17 protein-coding genes and 1 pseudogene are annotated in these 16,118 nt (G+C 59.6%); 14 read left to right on the top strand and 4 right to left on the bottom strand.

The window, feature by feature from the left end; genetic code table 11:
* Positions 1-178 precede the first annotated feature (178 nt).
* Positions 179-985, top strand: a complete 807-nt coding sequence (locus OMP40_RS07710) for an alpha/beta fold hydrolase (protein WP_277530489.1) — start codon at positions 179-181, stop codon at positions 983-985.
* Between the two features lie 19 nt (positions 986-1,004).
* Here the strand turns inward: OMP40_RS07710 and OMP40_RS07705 are convergent, their stop codons facing one another.
* Entirely contained in the window at positions 1,005-1,187 is a 183-nt protein-coding gene (locus tag OMP40_RS07705) for a hypothetical protein (RefSeq protein ID WP_277533246.1), read from the bottom strand.
* On the opposite strand from OMP40_RS07705, the gene OMP40_RS39825 reads away from it, so the two are divergent.
* The 4 genes from OMP40_RS39825 (at position 1,107) to trpB (ending at position 3,280) form a co-directional block, all read left to right on the top strand.
* The gene (locus OMP40_RS39825) at positions 1,107-1,490 is read left to right on the top strand and encodes a hypothetical protein (RefSeq protein WP_338131145.1); all 384 of its coding nucleotides are present in this window, start codon (positions 1,107-1,109) and stop codon (positions 1,488-1,490) included. The two genes, OMP40_RS07705 and OMP40_RS39825, sit on opposite strands and share 81 nt — an antisense overlap.
* Positions 1,429-1,650, top strand: coding sequence for a GGDEF domain-containing protein (locus OMP40_RS39820; RefSeq protein WP_338131055.1), 222 nt, complete (start codon positions 1,429-1,431; stop codon positions 1,648-1,650). The genes OMP40_RS39825 and OMP40_RS39820 overlap by 62 nt, the downstream gene beginning before the upstream one ends.
* On the top strand, positions 1,580-1,996 hold the full coding sequence (locus OMP40_RS39815) for a GGDEF domain-containing protein (RefSeq protein WP_338131054.1): 417 nt from the start codon (positions 1,580-1,582) through the stop codon (positions 1,994-1,996). The genes OMP40_RS39820 and OMP40_RS39815 overlap by 71 nt, the downstream gene beginning before the upstream one ends.
* Positions 1,997-2,116: 120 nt before the next feature.
* The gene (gene trpB, locus OMP40_RS07695; protein ID WP_277530488.1) at positions 2,117-3,280 is read left to right on the top strand and encodes a tryptophan synthase subunit beta; all 1,164 of its coding nucleotides are present in this window, start codon (positions 2,117-2,119) and stop codon (positions 3,278-3,280) included.
* A 177-nt stretch (positions 3,281-3,457) separates the two neighbouring features.
* On the opposite strand, the gene OMP40_RS07690 is transcribed toward trpB, so the two are convergent.
* Complete coding sequence (locus OMP40_RS07690; RefSeq protein WP_277530487.1) at positions 3,458-4,282, bottom strand: sugar phosphate isomerase/epimerase family protein; 825 nt, start codon at positions 4,280-4,282, stop codon at positions 3,458-3,460.
* Positions 4,283-4,471: 189 nt separating this feature from the next.
* On the opposite strand from OMP40_RS07690, the gene OMP40_RS07685 reads away from it, so the two are divergent.
* Positions 4,472-5,353, top strand: coding sequence for an AraC family transcriptional regulator (locus OMP40_RS07685; RefSeq protein ID WP_277530486.1), 882 nt, complete (start codon positions 4,472-4,474; stop codon positions 5,351-5,353).
* Positions 5,354-5,368: 15 nt separating this feature from the next.
* Here OMP40_RS07685 and OMP40_RS07680 read toward each other — a convergent pair whose 3' ends face one another.
* Entirely contained in the window at positions 5,369-7,123 is a 1,755-nt protein-coding gene (locus tag OMP40_RS07680; RefSeq protein ID WP_277530484.1) for a methyl-accepting chemotaxis protein, read from the bottom strand.
* Positions 7,124-7,211: 88 nt separating this feature from the next.
* A complete protein-coding gene (locus OMP40_RS07675) occupies positions 7,212-7,487 on the bottom strand; it encodes a hypothetical protein (protein WP_277530482.1) in 276 nt (91 codons plus the stop codon).
* Positions 7,488-7,720: 233 nt separating this feature from the next.
* On the opposite strand from OMP40_RS07675, the gene OMP40_RS07670 reads away from it, so the two are divergent.
* The 8 genes and pseudogenes from OMP40_RS07670 (at position 7,721) to OMP40_RS07635 (ending at position 16,117) form a co-directional block, all read left to right on the top strand.
* The gene (locus tag OMP40_RS07670) at positions 7,721-8,167 is read left to right on the top strand and encodes a hypothetical protein (protein WP_277530480.1); all 447 of its coding nucleotides are present in this window, start codon (positions 7,721-7,723) and stop codon (positions 8,165-8,167) included.
* A 2-nt stretch (positions 8,168-8,169) separates the two neighbouring features.
* Positions 8,170-8,395: pseudogene (locus tag OMP40_RS07665) on the top strand (helix-turn-helix transcriptional regulator).
* Positions 8,373-9,095 (top strand): DUF4386 domain-containing protein, encoded by a 723-nt coding sequence (locus tag OMP40_RS07660; protein ID WP_277530479.1) that lies wholly within the window; start codon positions 8,373-8,375, stop codon positions 9,093-9,095. Before OMP40_RS07665 ends, OMP40_RS07660 begins: the two are co-directional and overlap by 23 nt.
* A gap of 320 nt (positions 9,096-9,415) precedes the next feature.
* Complete coding sequence (locus OMP40_RS07655) at positions 9,416-10,444, top strand: IS4 family transposase (RefSeq protein ID WP_277530477.1); 1,029 nt, start codon at positions 9,416-9,418, stop codon at positions 10,442-10,444.
* Between the two features lie 215 nt (positions 10,445-10,659).
* Positions 10,660-11,553 (top strand): ABC transporter permease, encoded by an 894-nt coding sequence (locus OMP40_RS07650; RefSeq protein ID WP_277530475.1) that lies wholly within the window; start codon positions 10,660-10,662, stop codon positions 11,551-11,553.
* Between the two features lie 4 nt (positions 11,554-11,557).
* The gene (locus OMP40_RS07645; RefSeq protein WP_277530474.1) at positions 11,558-12,454 is read left to right on the top strand and encodes a carbohydrate ABC transporter permease; all 897 of its coding nucleotides are present in this window, start codon (positions 11,558-11,560) and stop codon (positions 12,452-12,454) included.
* 69 nt (positions 12,455-12,523) lie between these two features.
* Positions 12,524-14,251 (top strand): type 2 periplasmic-binding domain-containing protein, encoded by a 1,728-nt coding sequence (locus tag OMP40_RS07640; protein WP_277530472.1) that lies wholly within the window; start codon positions 12,524-12,526, stop codon positions 14,249-14,251.
* Positions 14,252-14,332: 81 nt separating this feature from the next.
* Positions 14,333-16,117 (top strand): cache domain-containing sensor histidine kinase, encoded by a 1,785-nt coding sequence (locus OMP40_RS07635; protein ID WP_277530471.1) that lies wholly within the window; start codon positions 14,333-14,335, stop codon positions 16,115-16,117.
* The last annotated feature ends 1 nt before the right edge of the window (position 16,118 follow it).

The following is a 16,118-nucleotide window of genomic DNA, read 5'->3' as shown; positions in this document are numbered from 1 at the left end:
CCTGCGGGCCGCAGGGCTTCCGACCGGGTAGCCCTTTCGGCCCTATTTGCGCTGCGTCCGGCTAAATAAATAAACGATTGTCGCGTTCGCGTCTCCGGTCGGCTATAATAAACGAAAATCGCATGATCGAATAAAATCGAATTTTGTCTATAACAGTATCGCATGGAGAGGTACGCCGATGACGATCGATATTCTCGCAAGGAACAACGTGAAGGTGCTGGGCGACGGGGAGCGGACGATCGTGTTCGCGCACGGCTTCGGCTGCGACCAGGACATGTGGCGCTATATCGTCCCCGGCTTCGCGTCGGATTACCGCGTCGTCCTGTTCGATTATGTCGGCTCCGGCCGGTCGCAGCTTCAATATTACGATGCCGGCAAGTACAACGATTTGAGCGGTTACGCCGAAGACGTGAACGAGATTTTTGACGCGCTCGGACTGCGGAATGCGATCTTCGTCGGCCACTCCGTCAGCGGCATGATCGGCCTGCTCGCTTCGATCCGCGACGAGCGCCGCTTCGGACGAATCGTCATGATCGGCTCCTCACCCCGCTACGTCAACGATGAGCCGGACTACTTCGGCGGCTTCGACGCGGAGGAGATTCAGGCATTGCTCGACATGATGGAGATGAACTTCATCGGCTGGGCCAGCTACATGGCGCCGATCGCGATGCAGAACCCGGATCGCAGCGATCTGGCCGAGGAGCTCGAGCGAAGCTTCTGCTCCAGGGACCCGCATATCGCCAGGCAATTCGCGGAGGTCACGTTCTTGTCCGACTGCCGCGGCGAGCTCGAACGTGCGCCCGTCCCGGCCTTGATCCTGCAGTGCGACGAGGACAGCATCGCGCCCATCGAAGTCGGGAATTATTTGCATGCGCACCTTAAGAACAGCACGCTCAGGCTCATGAACGCCAAAGGCCACTACCCGCACCTCAGTCATCCCGAAGAAACGGCATCCCTCATCCGACAATATTTGGCCGACGCATAAGGCCCAGGAGAAAGGCAGTTTAATGGAACTGGACGCACAGCTCAATGACGCCCCTTGCGGTTACTTTTCGATGACCGCCGAAGACCAGCATATCCGATCGGTCAACCGAACGCTGCTGAATATGCTCGGATACGAAAGCTCCGAATTGGCGGATCGGCACGTCGAGTCGATCCTGTCCGTCGCCAACCGGCTTTTTTTCCATACTTATTTTTATCCTTACATCCAGCTGTACGGGCAAGTCAAACAGATGTATCTCGCCTTGCGGACGAAGGACGGGCGGAACCTCCCCCGTGCTGATGAACGGCGTTCGGCAGGCGCGCGGAGGCGAGCTCTTCATCGACTGCGTCGCTTTGGAGATGAACAAGCGCATCGAGCACGAAAAAGACATTTTGCGTACGAAAACGCAGCTGGAAGCGCTCTACCAGGCCACGCAGGAGGCGAACGTGCGGCTCGAACTGCTCCATGCCGAATACGAGGCCAAGCAGCAGGAACTGCTTCGGCTTAACGCGAAGTTGGAAGCCCTGGCCACGACGGACCCGCTCACGGGACTTCGCAACCGCCGATTCTTCAAGGACAGCCTGGGCTCCCTGGTGGATGACGATGCGGGAACCGGCATACCCTTTTCGCTGCTCATCCTGGATATCGACCACTTTAAAAAAGATTAACGACACCTACGGACACCCCGTCGGCGATCTGGTGCTCGCAAGTCTCGCCGCGCTTCTTCGCGCCGAGTCGGGCCCGAACGACATTGCGGCCCGATACGGCGGGGAAGAATTCGTCGTGCTGATGCCCGGCGCGGACCGCGCGGCCGTCGTCGAGGCCGCGGAGCGATACCGCGCAGCCGTCGAGGCCGCCTCCTGGGAAGGGCTACGCATCACGATCAGCGTCGGCGCGGCGACGGTCTCCCCGGGCGACACCGACGAGACGCTGGTGAATCGGGCCGATCAGGCGCTTTACGCCTCCAAGAGCGGCGGGCGCAATCGCGTCACGCATGCGGAGGCGGAGCGGTGAAGCCGGCGCAGGCGTCCGCGCGGTGAAAATCGTCCTGTTAAGACTACTGTCCGCGATCATTCTGTGATACGCTGGAGCAGTAAAGCGAGAAATCGCAATCTTACATATGGAGGCGCTTGCATGAGCCAGGAGACGCTGCAGGAAGGATACTTCGGGGAGTTCGGGGGCAGCTTCGTGCCGCCGGAATTGCAGGAAGTGCTGAGCTATCTCAGCGAGCAATTTTACAAGTTTCGGGACGATCCGGCATTCAACGAGGAGCTGCAGTATTACCTGCGGGAGTATGTCGGCCGCGAGAGCCCGCTGACCTATGCGGAGCGTCTGACCGATGCCTGGGGCGGCGCCAAGATCTATCTCAAGCGCGAGGACCTGAACCATACGGGCGCGCACAAGATCAACAATGCGATCGGCCAGATTCTGCTCGCCAAGCGGATGGGCGCGAAGCGCATCATCGCGGAGACGGGCGCCGGACAGCACGGCGTCGCGACGGCGACGGCTTGCGCCATGTTCAATATGGATTGCGTCATCTACATGGGCGCCGAAGATACGCGGCGTCAGGCGCTGAACGTATTCCGCATGGAGCTGCTCGGCGCGAAGGTCATCCCCGTCGACAAAGGACAGGGCCGGCTGAAGGACGCGGTCGACGAGGCGCTGGGCGATCTGGTGCAGAACTATAAGAATACGTTCTACCTGCTGGGCTCGGCCGTCGGACCGCATCCGTTCCCGACGATGGTCAAGCACTTCCAGGCGATCATCAGCGAGGAGTCCAAGCGGCAGATTCTGGAGAAGGAAGGCCGGCTGCCGGACGCCGTCATCGCCTGCGCGGGCGGCGGCAGCAACGCGATCGGCGCGTTCGCGCATTACATCGACGAGCCGGGCGTTCGCCTGATCGGCGTCGAGCCGGATCAGGCGCCTACGCTGACCGAAGGCGTGCCGGGCATCATCCACGGCTTCAAATGCCTGGTGCTGCTGGACGAAGCGGGCGAACCGCGCAAAACCTACTCGATCGCCGCCGGGCTCGACTATCCGGGCATCGGACCGGAGCACAGCCACCTGAAAGTGTCCGGCCGCGCGGAGTATGTGACGGTCACCAACGACGAAGTGCTGGCGGCGTTCCAGGAGCTGTCGCGCACCGAGGGCATCGTGCCGGCGCTGGAGAGCGCGCACGCGGTCGCCCACGCCAAGAAACTGGCGCCGACGCTGACGCGGGACCACATCCTCATCGTCAACCTGTCCGGCCGCGGCGACAAGGACGTCGAGCAAGTGTTCCATATGCTGAAAAAGTAGGCCGGCATCGGCCAGCGAGCGTGCGAAAAGCCGCCCCAGTCAGATTCTGCTGACTCAGGGGCGGCTTTTTTGCGGTTTGGCTGCTTCGGTGCACCGGCCAACTATCGATCTACGTCCCCACTTCCCGACTTGCTGCCTGCCTCTAGCGCCGCATCTATCCAACTTGCGCGCGGCTGCTCAAGCCTCCTGAAGCCACTCCTTCAGATCGCCTGTCGTGCGCAGAATGTCCTGACGCTGCTCTTCGCCGGTAATCTCGCGCTCGATGATGTACTCGCCGGCGAAGCCGATCTCCTTCAGCTTGCGCACGAACGCGGGGAAGTTCACCTTGCCCGTGCCGGCCCGGACTTCCTCGCCCAGATTGTCGCCGTCCGTCGGGTACAGCCCGTCCTTCACGTGAATATTGCGCACGTAAGCGCCGATCGTATCCAGCGCGTCGATCGGGTTGCCTTTGCCGTACAGAATCAGGTTGGCCGGATCGAGGTTGATGCCGAGATTGGACGTGCCGACGCGCTGGATCGTGCGCAGCAGCACGACCGGCGTCTCCTGCCCCGTCTCGAACCAGAAGCCGATCCCCTTGCTCTCGCAGTACGCGGCGACCTCGCGAACGGCCTCGACGACCGCCGGATAAGCGGGATCCGTCATATTTTCCGGGATAAATCCGACGTGCGTGATGATCGCGGGAGCGCCGATCCACGACGCAAAGTCCGCCCAGCTCTTCAGCGCCTTTACCCGCTCCTCGCGGTAAGCTTCGGGCACGAGGCCCAGCGTGAGCGGACCCTGCGTGAAGTTCCACGCCGCCGGCCCCGGCACGCCCGCCCACACCGCGCAGACGCGTACGCCGGCCTCTCCCGCTTCCTTGACGACCCGCTCGGCCACTGCCGGCGTGCAATCGTCCATGTTCCACGAATTCAACTGGCACACGCCGAATCCGTAATCGCTGACGACCTTGAACATATTGCCCTGCGCGTTCGTATCAATCGTATGAATAACGCCGATTTCCACGACTAAGCCCTCCCCGTATCCGCCAAAACGCAAGACGCAGTCCGCGTCCGCCATCGGCGTTGTAAGTTTGCTAGCCTCATCATAGCCCGTTTCCAAGCGGCTTGATTTAGAAAATTTGTCGGGAATTTTGCACTCTCTTTTGCATAATCGGACGGAAAGTTTATACTTTAGTTCGGAGGGGGAAGGCGAATGGATTTTATCAAGCACAGACTTCGCGAGCAGCTCGTCGTGAACGACATTTACACCTGCTATTACTTCGAGCAGTCCAATCGGGAGCAGTACGTCGCGGAAATCCACGATTTCTGGGAGATCGTCTACGTCGACAAAGGCGAGGTGAACGCCAACACGGGGTCGGGGTACTATCGGCTTAACCAAGGCAACATTCTCGTGCATAGTCCGAACGAATACCATCAGTTGGAGAGCACCGGCAGCAATGCGCCCAACCTGTTTATCGTCACCTTCCGCTGCGAAGACGAGGCCATGGCCTTTTTCGACGAAAACAAGCTGTTCCGCATCGGACAAACCGAGCATGCCGCGCTCGCGCGGCTGATGAAGGAGGGACAGGACGCCTTCAGCCCGAACGAGTACCCGATCGCCCCCCGGCCGGAAGCCGCGTTCGCTGCGGAACAGCTGTTTAAACTTTATCTGGAGCAGCTGCTCATCCTTCTCATCCGACAAGCGCGTTCTGCGAGGCAGCAGACCGAACAGCTCATGTCCACCACGGCGGAAAATCAGAGCGCGCACATGGGCAAGCGCATCATCGCGTACCTCGAGCAGAATCTGTCCGCCAAAATCACGCTGGACGGCCTGGCCGCGCAGTTCAGCATGAGCCGCACGCAGCTCAACATTTTGTTCAAGCGCACGGTCGGCATCGGCATCATCGCTTACCTTAACCGCCTGCGGATCGAGCGGGCCAAAGCCTATATTCGCGAGGACATTTACAATTTGACCGAGATTTCGAATCTGCTCGGGTACAGCAGCGTCCATTACTTTTCACGTCAATTCAAGCTGTCCGTCGGCATGACGCCGTCCGAATACGCCAGGACGATCAAGGCAAGGAACGAGCGTTGAGCGGTAAGGACCGCGTCAGAGCTTGAACTTGGCGACCGCCGCTTCCAGCACGGCGCCCCTCTTCTTCAGCTGGGCCGTCGTGTCGGCGATCCGCCGCGCCGCTTCGAGCTGCTCGGCCGACATCCGCTGGATCGACGCCGCGTTCTCCGCGCTCACCGCCGAGATCTGCGACATCTGTTCGACCGAGGCGGCGACTTCCTCGGAGCCTGCGAGCAGCTGTTCGGCGGCCGCGGAGATCTCCTGGATGTGGCCGTTCACGAAGACGAACCGGTCTACCGTATCGTCGAACAGCGCGGCCACCTCGCCGGACAATGCCGTGCCTCGCGTCATCTCCGCCGCTTCCGCGGCCATCCGCTCTCCAATCTGCGCCGACTCGCCGCGAATCTGGTCCAGCAGCGATGTGACCTGCGTCGCGGACGCGGCCGCCGACTCGGCAAGCTTGCGAATCTCGCCGGCTACGACGCCGAAGCCCGCGCCATGCTCCCCGGCCCGCACCGCCTCGATCGACGCGTTCAACGCAAGAATCTTCGTCTGATCCGCGTTGCTCGCGATCGACTGGAGGACAGGCTTGATCTCCTGCATATAGTCGTTCAGCGTCTGCACCGAGCTCGTCGTCTGCTCGGCGACGGCGGACATCGATCCGACCTGCGCCTTGAGCACGCGGATGGCGCTTCTGCCGTGCTCCGCCGTCGACAGCGCGTCCGCGGAAGCCGCGGCGACGCTCGACGACGCTTCGGCGACGCGCTGAATGGCCATCGAGATCTCTTCCATCGACCTCGCGCTCTCTTCCGCGCCCGTGCGTTGATGCGACGCCCCGTCGGCCAGCTGCGCGATCGATTGCTCCATCCGTACGTTAAGCCCGACCATTCCCTGCGCTTCGGCCCCGAATTGATCGGTCGAGCGGACGAGATCCGCCGTCGTCGCCGTCACGTCCTGCATCACGTCTCCAAGCGTGACGCTTAGCCGTTCGGTCATCCGCGTCATGGCGGCATACGCTTGCCCGATCTCGTCCTTGGACCGCACGCGCCGCGCGCCCAACTGACGCTGCGCCTCCGCAAGATCTCCGCAGGCCATCGCCTCGGCGCCGCGGACGATCGTGCCGAGCGGCCGGAGCGCGCGGGCCATGAACCAGGCGATCAGCAAAAAGACGAGAAGCGTAAGCGCGCCCATGAGCACGAACGCCGTCATGCTTTTTCCCAGGACGCCCCGATAGATCGTATTCGACACGGCGACGTCCGTATCGATGCCGAGCGCGCCGATCACCTGCCCGCTTGCGTCGCGCAGCGGCGCGAACGAGGAGAGATAGTCGCCGTATTCGGGGTTGTGAATAATGCCGGTCTTGGCCGCCTTGCCCGCCAGCACGTCGGCGATCGCCGCCTTCGGCATGTCGGTGACCTCGCCGATCGGAGACGCCGTCTTTTCGTTCTTCGGCTGGCCGTCGATCAGAATGACAGGCTGACCGAGTTCGTCGAACTTCACCGTGTAAACGTAAAGCGCGCCGATCTCGAGCCGATAGCGATTCAACGCGTTGCGCAGACCCCAATAGAGATCGTTCTCCTTTTCGTCCTTGAGGAAATTCCCGTATGAAGCCATATCGAACTGCCCCGCGTAGGCTTCCGCGATATGCATGCCGATGCTGCCGATCGCTTCCTCGCTGGCCTGCTTCGTATTGCGAACTTGCAAATAGATGAGTGCGGCGGACAAGATGGCGAGAATCGTCATTATCATGACCGACAGCTTGAATACGAGGCGGCTGCTGAATCTAAACATTCGGGTCCATGCTCCCTTGTATGGTTTGCGACAAGATTCCCTGCTTTTCCTGAGATCTCGACATAATATAGTTCGCTTAGACTACGCCTTATCCTTCTTGCAAGAAGGCATTTACCGCCAAATATACGCATAACGCGCTGAACGCGAAGAAGACGATCGCAAGCGGCCGGTTGCGCCGGAACGGCACGCCCCATACGCCGAAGAAGACTGCCGCAGCCAGCTTGGCTCCGCCCTCGTAAGCATTGTCCTCTCCGAATAGCGAACTGCTCAGAAGGATCGACATGAGCAGCGCTGCCGGCGCTAAAACCTTGAACCAGAGCGGTTGCCCAAGAAAGAAACGATACATAAAATTCAGTCGCTGCATGCCGATGCGGCCCCTTCCTTATAAACCTTACTATTAGCATATCGGCGCATGGCTCCCGCGAATGAATCCGTTTTAATGCTTAAGGCGGCAATCGCACGAAACTTAAACGCCTCGACGCGTGTGCCTACCGTTTTCTCCCCCCCCAAATGTAAAATAAACTTTACACCGTGTAATAAATATATTACATTATGAATACCAAACTTAACTAACGACGGTAAGGGGAGAACATTCGCATGACCTATCAAGAAAAGAAGAGCATCGTCACGTTAATCAGCGCGGTCCTGATTTTTGTCGCGTACTCGTCGATCATGTACCCGCGGCATCCCGGCGACGGCGCCGAGACCGACGAAGTCTTTCGCTACTGGGGCTCCTTCGTCCTCATTCTGATGCTGGTCTCGATATTCGCGCACATCGTCATCGGCATCGTCTTCAATATCGTCCATCGGATGACGACCGGAGAGAAGGAGCCCTCGTTCGCCGACGAGCTCGACAAGCTGATCGACCTGAAGGCGTTCCGCAACTCGTTCCTGGTGTTCATCCTCGGCTTCCTGGCGTCCATGGGCGCGCTGGCGGCCGGCCAGCCTTCGCAAGCGATGTTCGTCATCCTGATCGGCGCCGGCTTCCTCTCGGACGTGACCGGCTCCGCGACGAGGCTGTACCACTACCGGAGAGGCGTCTAACGATGGGCAAGAACCTGGTTGGCAATCATATCCGGAGGCTGCGGTTCAACCGCGACGAGATGACGCAGCAGCAGCTGGCGGAGTTGACCGGCGTGACGAGGCAGACGATCGTGGCCCTGGAAAAGGGCAACTACTCCCCCTTCGCTGGAGCTTGCCTTTCGCATCGCGCGCGCTTTTAAACTACCTTTGGAAGAGGTGTTCTTCTATGGAGAAGACGCAGCAGAGTAAGTATTCGAGTACGCTCGCCTCCAAGATGGCCGGCATCTTCTTTATCCTCGCGGCCGCTTCTTCGATCGCCGGTCTCCTGCTGTACGACCCGATCCTGAACGGCGCAGACGATCTCGCGCAAGGCGCCGCGCACGGCGATCAGGTGATTCTGGGCGCGGTGATGGAGCTGATCCTCGTCGTATCCGCCGTAGGGACTTCGATCACGATGTTTCCGTATTTGCGCAAATACAATCAGACGCTTGCGCTCGGACACGTATGCTTCCGGTTCATGGAGGCGGTCATCATCGTGATCGGCATCGTCGGCGTCCTGTCGCTGCTGACCTTGAGCAGGTCCTTCGCCGGCGCAGCCGCGCCCGATGCCGCCGCGTACGAGGCTTCCGGCGTCTTGCTGAAGGCGATTCACGACTGGACGTTCCTGCTCGGCCCGAACTTCATGCTGGGCGTGAACACGATGCTGTACAGCTATATTTTCTACAAGTCCGGGCTTGTGCCGCGATTCATCCCGATCCTGGGCATGACCGGCGCAGCGGCCGTCTTCGCGGCAGCCCTGTTCGAAATGTTCGGCGTATTCGAGCAATTGTCCGTCTGGGGCGCGCTGCTGTCGCTGCCGGTCGCGGCGAACGAGATGACCCTCGCGGTCTGGCTGATCGCAAAGGGATTTTCGAGGTCTCCTCGTATTCCGGCGCTGAAGGCGGCCTGAGGACGGGAATTATTTTGTCAAAATCAACGGGATGAGGCAGCGGTTTCGCTGCTTCGTCCCGTTTGCGTTTTCGTCGCTGGACGGGGCCTCCCCAAGGCCAGCCGCTCACCTGACACTCCAAAATAGCGCAAAATCGTACGCCTGTTGATTATCAAAAAAATGGTAGCAAAAAAGACCGCTCATTCCTGTAAAGTGTTTGTACCCCTACAAACCCTACGGAAGGTGAGACGGTCTTATGAAACATCGTACAATGTTAGCTCCCATTCTTCAATCCCTGATTCCTAACGAGGAGCTTCAACCTTTGTTACAGGAAGCCAATTATGTCGATACAGCAAGGAAATTTACAGTTTACGAGCTCTTTATCTTTCTTGCTGAAGCGGCGCTGGGGAAGTGGGATGGCTATCGGGACGGAGAAAAGCGGATGGTCGCCTGTGGGCTGCGCCAAGCGGATCACTCTACGATCTCCAAAAAAAGCGAAAGAGGTTCCGTTCAGCGTCTTTAAGCAACTGCTTCATCTGTTGATTCGTAAATGCAATCGCTCCACGCGCCGGCGTCTTCGGCTTCCGAAAGAGCCGCTGGCGGTCGATTCCACGACCATTTCCGCCGGTCACAATCGACTGCCTTGGGCGCCATCGGCCAAAGGAGAGAAGAGCGGCATTAAGCTGCACGTATCTTTGTTGACAGAGACCGGCGAAATCCATCGTGTAACGGAATCGACGGGAAAACAGCATGATTCGACCTTATGCAGCAGGGTAACAGACCCAAATTTCATTCTGGTTGCGGATCGTGCATACGGAAAGCATAAGCAATTTGATACCTACATGGAGCAGGAGCAACGGCAGTATTTTGTCATCCGGGTGAGATACAACACGTTCCTGCATGAGCCTGTTTATCGCGATCGAAAACGGCCCTACAAACATACGATTGAGCAAGATTTGACCTGCCAACTCGGAACAAAGGCGCGCTTGACCCGCCATCGATTTCGGGTCGTGAAGCTAAAGGATCCCCAAGGCAACCCGGTTGTTCTCGTGACCAACTTGCACCGTCCCTCGGCGGAGAAAATTGCAGAAATCTACCGACAACGGTGGCAAATCGAAGTATTTTTTCGATGGATTAAACAGCATTTGAATGTGCCCAAACTATTTGGAAGGACACCGAATGCCGTTTACGGACAATTATATACCGCATTGATCGTATACGTGCTGCTTCAGTACGTGTATGTGCAGGGAAATAGCCAGGTTCACCCCAGCGCACGGTTGTCTTTTGCGGCGTTTGACCGACTAATCAGCTTGGCTGCCTTGCCTCCCGAATGGGTGGTTTATTTGGCTCACCATTTAACACTACCATGACCTAGATACTGGTAAATCAACAGGCGTACAATATCGCGCTATTCTCGCACTTCTCGCACTCACTCTCCCGCTCGCAACTCCGCCGCTCCCCATCATGCGGAAAAACAAAAGCGCCCACCTCCCCATCTCCCAATCAAAACGATAGAAATCCAATCGCCGTCTCGTGGATGCGCTTACCGCCAAACCTTTATGATGGATTCATAAGGAGGATGGCCATGTACGCTAAGTTTTATAAACATCGTTGGCAATACTTGATGATCCTGCCGAGCGTCGTGCTGCTGTTCCTGTTCAGCTATATGCCGATGGCCGGCATTCTCGTCGCCTTCCGCGACTTTCAGATCGGGACGTCCATCTGGAGCGCGCCATGGGTCGGGCTCGATAACTTCGCCTTCCTGAACGAACCGCAGTTCTGGACGGTCGTGCGGAATACGCTGTACATCTCCGTGCTGAAGTTTATCTTCGGCTTCCCGGCGCCGATCTTGCTGGCGCTGCTGATCAACGAGGTGACGCATTCCACCTTCAAGCGGTTCGTGCAGTCGGTCAGCTACCTGCCCCACTTCTTCTCCTGGATCGTGGTGGCTTACATGCTGCAATCGTTCCTCACGCTGGACGGCGGGCTCGTCAACCAGCTGATCGGCAAGGCGGGCGGAGACCCGGTGTTCTTCCTCGGATCGACCGAATGGTTCCGGCCCATCGTCGTCGGCAGCGGACTGTGGAAGGAGACCGGCTGGAATACGATCCTCTATCTCGCGGCGATCACGACGATCGACCCGCAGCTGTACGAAGCGGCCAAGGTCGAGGGCGCCGGCAAGATGGCGCAGATCCGGCATATCACGATACCCGGCATCCTGCCGACGATCTCTATCGTGCTGATCCTCAGCATCCCCAGCCTCATCAACGTCGGGATGGATCAGATCTACCCGCTGATGAACTCGGCCAATATGGAGGTCTCAGACGTGCTCGATACGTACGTGCTGCGAAGCGGGCTGCAGCAGGGCTACTTCGGGATGTCGACCGCAGTCGGGCTGCTTTCCTCCGTCATCGGTCTCGTGCTCGTCCTCGGGACGAATCAGCTGTCGCGCAGAATAAACGGCGAAGGATTGTGGTGAGACGATGAAAAAGAATTCCGCGGAAAAAGTTGCCTACGGCTTCATCGTCGCCCTTCTGGCATTATTGTGCTTAAGCGTCGTATATCCGTTCCTGTACATGCTGGCCATCTCGCTCAACGACGGCGCGGACGCGGCCCGGGGCGGCGTCTACATCTGGCCGCGCAGCTTCACGACGATCAACTACGAGATCGTGCTCGGCAACGAGGTTATCCGGCACTCGTACCTGATCACGATCGGCAGGACGGTGCTCGGCACGGTCCTCGGACTGTTCGTCACGCTGCTCGCGGCGTACGGCCTGTCGTACAGGAAGCTTCCGCTTCGTTCGACGATTCTCGCCTACGTGCTGATCACGATGCTGTTCAACGGCGGGCTCGTCCCGCTCTACATTCAGCTCAATAACCTGCACTTGCTCGACACCTTCTGGGTGTTCATTTTCCCCGGCCTCTTCTCGGCCTGGAACATGTTCGTCATGCTGAAGTTCATCCAGGGCATCCCGGAGGCGCTCATCGAGTCCGCCGAGCTGGACGGCGCCGGCCCGCTGCGGACGCTGCTGCAGATCGTCATACCGCTGTCCAAGCCGATGCTCGCCGCGCTGGGCCTGTTCACGGCGGTCGGGCATTGGAACGATTGGTTCTCGGGCGCGTTCTACGTGACCTCCCAGTCGCTCATCCCGGTGCAGACGTTCCTGCAGCAGCTGCTGTCGGCGTCTGATCTGTCGACCGTGCTCGGCTCCAACTCGAACCAGGAAGCGCTCGCCCGAAGCGCCGAGATGCAAAATATTACGCTCATGTCGATCAAGATGGCCGTCGTCATGGTGAGCGCGCTGCCGATCCTGTGCGTCTATCCGTTTCTGCAGAAGTACTTCGTCAAGGGCGTGCTCATCGGTTCGGTCAAAGGCTAGACTTGTATCTCCCGTCGGGTATACGCAAGATGTTCATATACCAATACCACACAGAATAGGGGAAATCGAATGCGCTCCATCAAGAAGGGCAAGGGAACGGTCGCGCTGTCGCTGGCGGCCATGCTCGCCGTGCTCGCAGGCTGCTCCGGCAACGGCGACAACAATGCGAACGCCGGCTCCGAAGCCGCGGGCACGTCATCCGCGCAGACAACGTCATCCGCATCGGCACCCGCCAGCCAGGCTTCGGGCGATCCGCTCGCGTTCAAGCTGTGGCTGGGCTGGACGGCCACGATCAACAACGACAGCCTCGTGCAGAAGTACTGGCGGGAAAAAGAGCCCGGCGTCGACGTGAAGCTCGAAGCGACCCAGGGCGACGCGCTGACGGCGCTGAACCTCAATATCAATACGGGCGGCTTCGACGACGCCGCGATCTTCAGCCGCAACGATACGGTCAAGAGCGCGATGGGCCGCTCCAACCAGATCATGTCGCTCGAGCAGTACTTCGACATGCCGGATCAATATCCGGGCCTCGCCTCCATCCCGAAGCAGTATCTGGATCGGATGAAGGACAAAGACGGCCACATCTGGTCGCTCCCGGCCTGGTTCGACCAGAATCCGAGCGATCCGTGGCCGGGCTGGTCCTCGCTGGCCTGGACGGTGCGCACGGACGTCGTGGAGAAGGCCGGCATGAAGCTCGAAGACCTGTCCACGCTGGACGGCGTCGAGACGTTCCTGAAGAAGGCCGCCGAGCAGAAGGACGCCTCCGGCAAAGCGCTGCTCCCGATGTCGTTCCTGATGGACACGAACGATACGGCGGGCTGGAACGACGAGAACGCCATTCTGACCGCCTTCGGCGTGTCGACTTCCGGCAAGGGCGTCGCGAAGAAAGGCGACGACTTCGTATTTACGTTCGACGATCCGCAGTACAAGGCCGCCTACCAGTGGATGAACAAGCTGTACCGGGAAAAGCTGATCGATCCCGAGGTCGTCACGGACAAGAAGGAACGGTACAAGGAGAAAAACAAGTCCGGCCGCGTCGCGCTTAACGTAGGCAGCTTCTTCAATATCGATACGACGCTGTGGGAGACGCTCGACGGCCCGACCGAACCGGGCTGGTACTACCAGGTGATCCCGTTCCCTAAGGTTCCCGGCGTCGATCAGGTCGGCACCAACCAGGTCGTCAATCCGTACCCGGGCTATGACGTCTACATCAGCAAAAAGACGAAAAACCTCGACGCGATCCTGAAGTTCTTCGATTATACGCTGGCGCCGAAGCCGGAGCAGCAGCAGGTCATCAACGAAGGCCCTGCCGGCTTGTATTGGGACTGGATCGATCAACCGCTTGGAAAGTGGAAATACATCGACGATAATTATAAGGCCGACCGCAACTCGGGCGACGTCGCCCGCAAAGCCAAGGTCACGCCGGAGCTGTACATGACCTCCTCTTACAACAATAAGTGGTATCCGTGGTGGAACAGCGAGGTCGACAAAGCCGGCGCGGCCAAGACGCCGGCGTTCACCGAGGCCGTCGGCAAGATGGGCGGTGTGCGCGCGGCGCACAATTACGACCTGTTGACGCCGAAGGAAGGCGGCACCTGGGAGAAGTACGCGCCCGAGATCGAGAATCTACGCAAGGAATACCGCGCGAAGCTGCTCATGTCCAAGGACGACGCGCAGTTCGAGTCGACCTGGAAGGCGTTCCAGGATGCGCTCGAGAAGCGCGCGCACTGGAGCGAGATGAAGGCCGAATGGCTCGAGACGTACAAAGCGGACGTCGCGGCGAACGGCGAATTTTAAATGAAGCAGGAGCAGCCCTTCCGGGGTTGCTCCCTTTGCCTTTGTAACGGCTCGAGGCGATCAGAGGAACGGGGGAACGGCATGAAGTTCGGACAATCGCTGGAGAGATCGATCATTCGGGCCACCAGGTCCATGAATATGCGGGGCAAGATCGTCCTTCTCTACGGATTGATCGTCTTCATCCCGACCGTCCTGCTGGCGCTGGGCGCGGGCTACCTGACGTTTCACAACGTGCGGTCCAACTACCTGCTCACGATCAAGGAAGCGGTCAGGCAGACCGCGCAGAGCATCGATTTTCGCAAACAGACCTACGATCTGCTCGCGACGCGGACGGCGACGGACGGCGAGCTGATCTCCCGGCTGTCCCGGAATTACGCGGACATGGCGGAGCAGCTCGAGACGGTGAAGTACGTGGACCGCTCCTTCCTGTTCACCGCCAAATACTTGCCCGGCATCGAGGACTTCCGCATCTATCATACGAACGACACGCTGGTGCAGGACGGCGGGCTGCTGTGGAAGCCCGAGGACCGGACGCTCGCCGGCATGCCCGAGCGCGACTGGTACGAGCGGACGATCGGCGATCCGGGCATCCTCAGCTGGACCAACGCCCAAGACGACGCGCGCAAGCTCGTCGTGTCCCGCAAGATCATGGACGGCTACGGCCGCGCGCACGGCGCGATCTACCTGCTCCTCGATTATAACGACGTGTTCGCGGAGCCGCTCGATCACCCCTTTAACGGGGCGGGCGACCTGTATATCGTCGACCAGGACGCGCGGATCATCGCCTCCTCCGAGACCGCCGCGATCGGCGCGGATCTCTCCGCCTCCTCGCTGGGCCGCTACTGGAGCCATGCCAACCAGGTGAACGACGCCATCGCAGGCAAGGTGCTCATCGTGCAGCGGATCGCCGGCGGCTGGTCGGTCGCCGCGCTCGTGCATATCGAACAGTTGGAAAAGCAGTCCAAGCGAATCTACTACGCGGTCGGCGTCGGCATCGCCTTCTTCCTGCTGCTGTCCGTCTTCCTGATCACGGCCGTCGTCAAGAACGTCGTCTGGCGCATCCGCAAGCTCGGCAGCCGCATGACGGACATCTCGCAGGGCGTGTTCGAGGTCACCGTCCGGAACAGGGACCGCGACGAGCTCGGCGAGCTGGAGGTGCTGTTCAACTCGATGTCGGGCCGGCTCGGCCGGCTGGTCGAGGAAAACACGCAAGCGAACCTCAAGGAGCGGGAGCAGTCGTTCAAGGCGCTGCAGGCGCAGATCAATCCTCACTTTATCTACAACTCGCTGAGCCTGATCCGCTGGCGCGCGATGGATTTGCAGGACGAGACGCAGCTGCGGACGATCGACGCGCTGACGACCTTTTACCGGCTGGCGCTTAACAACCGCGTGAACGTGACGCGCATCCGCGACGAAGTCGGACATCTCAAGGCGTATCTGGAAATTCAGCAGCTGCGCTATCCGGAACGCGTCCGGGTGGTTTGGGAGATCGACGAGGATACGCTCGACCTGTATACGATCAAGCTGCTGCTGCAGCCGATCGTCGAAAATGGCTACCTGCACGGCGACATTACGAAGCGTCCGGGCGCGCTCATTCGCATCGCCGTCCGCCGCGAGGAGCGATCCGTGCGTTTCCTCGTCCAGGACAACGGGAAGGGCATGACGGCAGACGTGCTGGCGCGAGTGCGTGCCGGCGACTATGAAGGCACGAACAACGGCTTCGGGATGAACAACATACGGGAGCGCCTGCGCCTTTACTTCGGCGACGAAGGCCTGCTCGACATCGACAGCGCCCCCCGACGCGGGAACGTCCGTCACGATCCTGATTCCCGTCTGCGAGGAACGGCCCGAATTGAAGCGAGGTGAA

It is taken from the genome of Cohnella rhizosphaerae (assembly GCF_029525575.1).
GTDB classification, from domain to species: domain Bacteria; phylum Bacillota; class Bacilli; order Paenibacillales; family Paenibacillaceae; genus Cohnella; species Cohnella rhizosphaerae.
The sequence above is the reverse complement of the archived record's forward strand: the minus strand, read 5'-3'. Positions and strand labels throughout refer to the sequence as shown.

Bases quoted from the DNA above. Each gene is read 5' to 3' on its own strand.
- OMP40_RS07710 (WP_277530489.1), top strand. From the start codon at position 179: ATGACGATCGATATTCTCGCAAGGAACAACGTGAAGGTGCTGGGCGAC.
- OMP40_RS39825 (WP_338131145.1), top strand. From the start codon at position 1,107: ATGCTCGGATACGAAAGCTCCGAATTGGCGGATCGGCACGTCGAGTCG.
- OMP40_RS07705 (WP_277533246.1), bottom strand. From the start codon at position 1,187: ATGGAAAAAAAGCCGGTTGGCGACGGACAGGATCGACTCGACGTGCCG.
- OMP40_RS39815 (WP_338131054.1), top strand. From the start codon at position 1,580: ATGACGATGCGGGAACCGGCATACCCTTTTCGCTGCTCATCCTGGATA.
- trpB (WP_277530488.1), top strand. From the start codon at position 2,117: ATGAGCCAGGAGACGCTGCAGGAAGGATACTTCGGGGAGTTCGGGGGC.
- OMP40_RS07685 (WP_277530486.1), top strand. From the start codon at position 4,472: ATGGATTTTATCAAGCACAGACTTCGCGAGCAGCTCGTCGTGAACGAC.
- OMP40_RS07680 (WP_277530484.1), bottom strand. From the start codon at position 7,123: ATGTTTAGATTCAGCAGCCGCCTCGTATTCAAGCTGTCGGTCATGATA.
- OMP40_RS07675 (WP_277530482.1), bottom strand. From the start codon at position 7,487: ATGCAGCGACTGAATTTTATGTATCGTTTCTTTCTTGGGCAACCGCTC.
- OMP40_RS07670 (WP_277530480.1), top strand. From the start codon at position 7,721: ATGACCTATCAAGAAAAGAAGAGCATCGTCACGTTAATCAGCGCGGTC.
- OMP40_RS07660 (WP_277530479.1), top strand. From the start codon at position 8,373: ATGGAGAAGACGCAGCAGAGTAAGTATTCGAGTACGCTCGCCTCCAAG.
- OMP40_RS07655 (WP_277530477.1), top strand. From the start codon at position 9,416: ATGTCGATACAGCAAGGAAATTTACAGTTTACGAGCTCTTTATCTTTC.
- OMP40_RS07650 (WP_277530475.1), top strand. From the start codon at position 10,660: ATGTACGCTAAGTTTTATAAACATCGTTGGCAATACTTGATGATCCTG.
- OMP40_RS07645 (WP_277530474.1), top strand. From the start codon at position 11,558: ATGAAAAAGAATTCCGCGGAAAAAGTTGCCTACGGCTTCATCGTCGCC.
- OMP40_RS07640 (WP_277530472.1), top strand. From the start codon at position 12,524: ATGCGCTCCATCAAGAAGGGCAAGGGAACGGTCGCGCTGTCGCTGGCG.
- OMP40_RS07635 (WP_277530471.1), top strand. From the start codon at position 14,333: ATGAAGTTCGGACAATCGCTGGAGAGATCGATCATTCGGGCCACCAGG.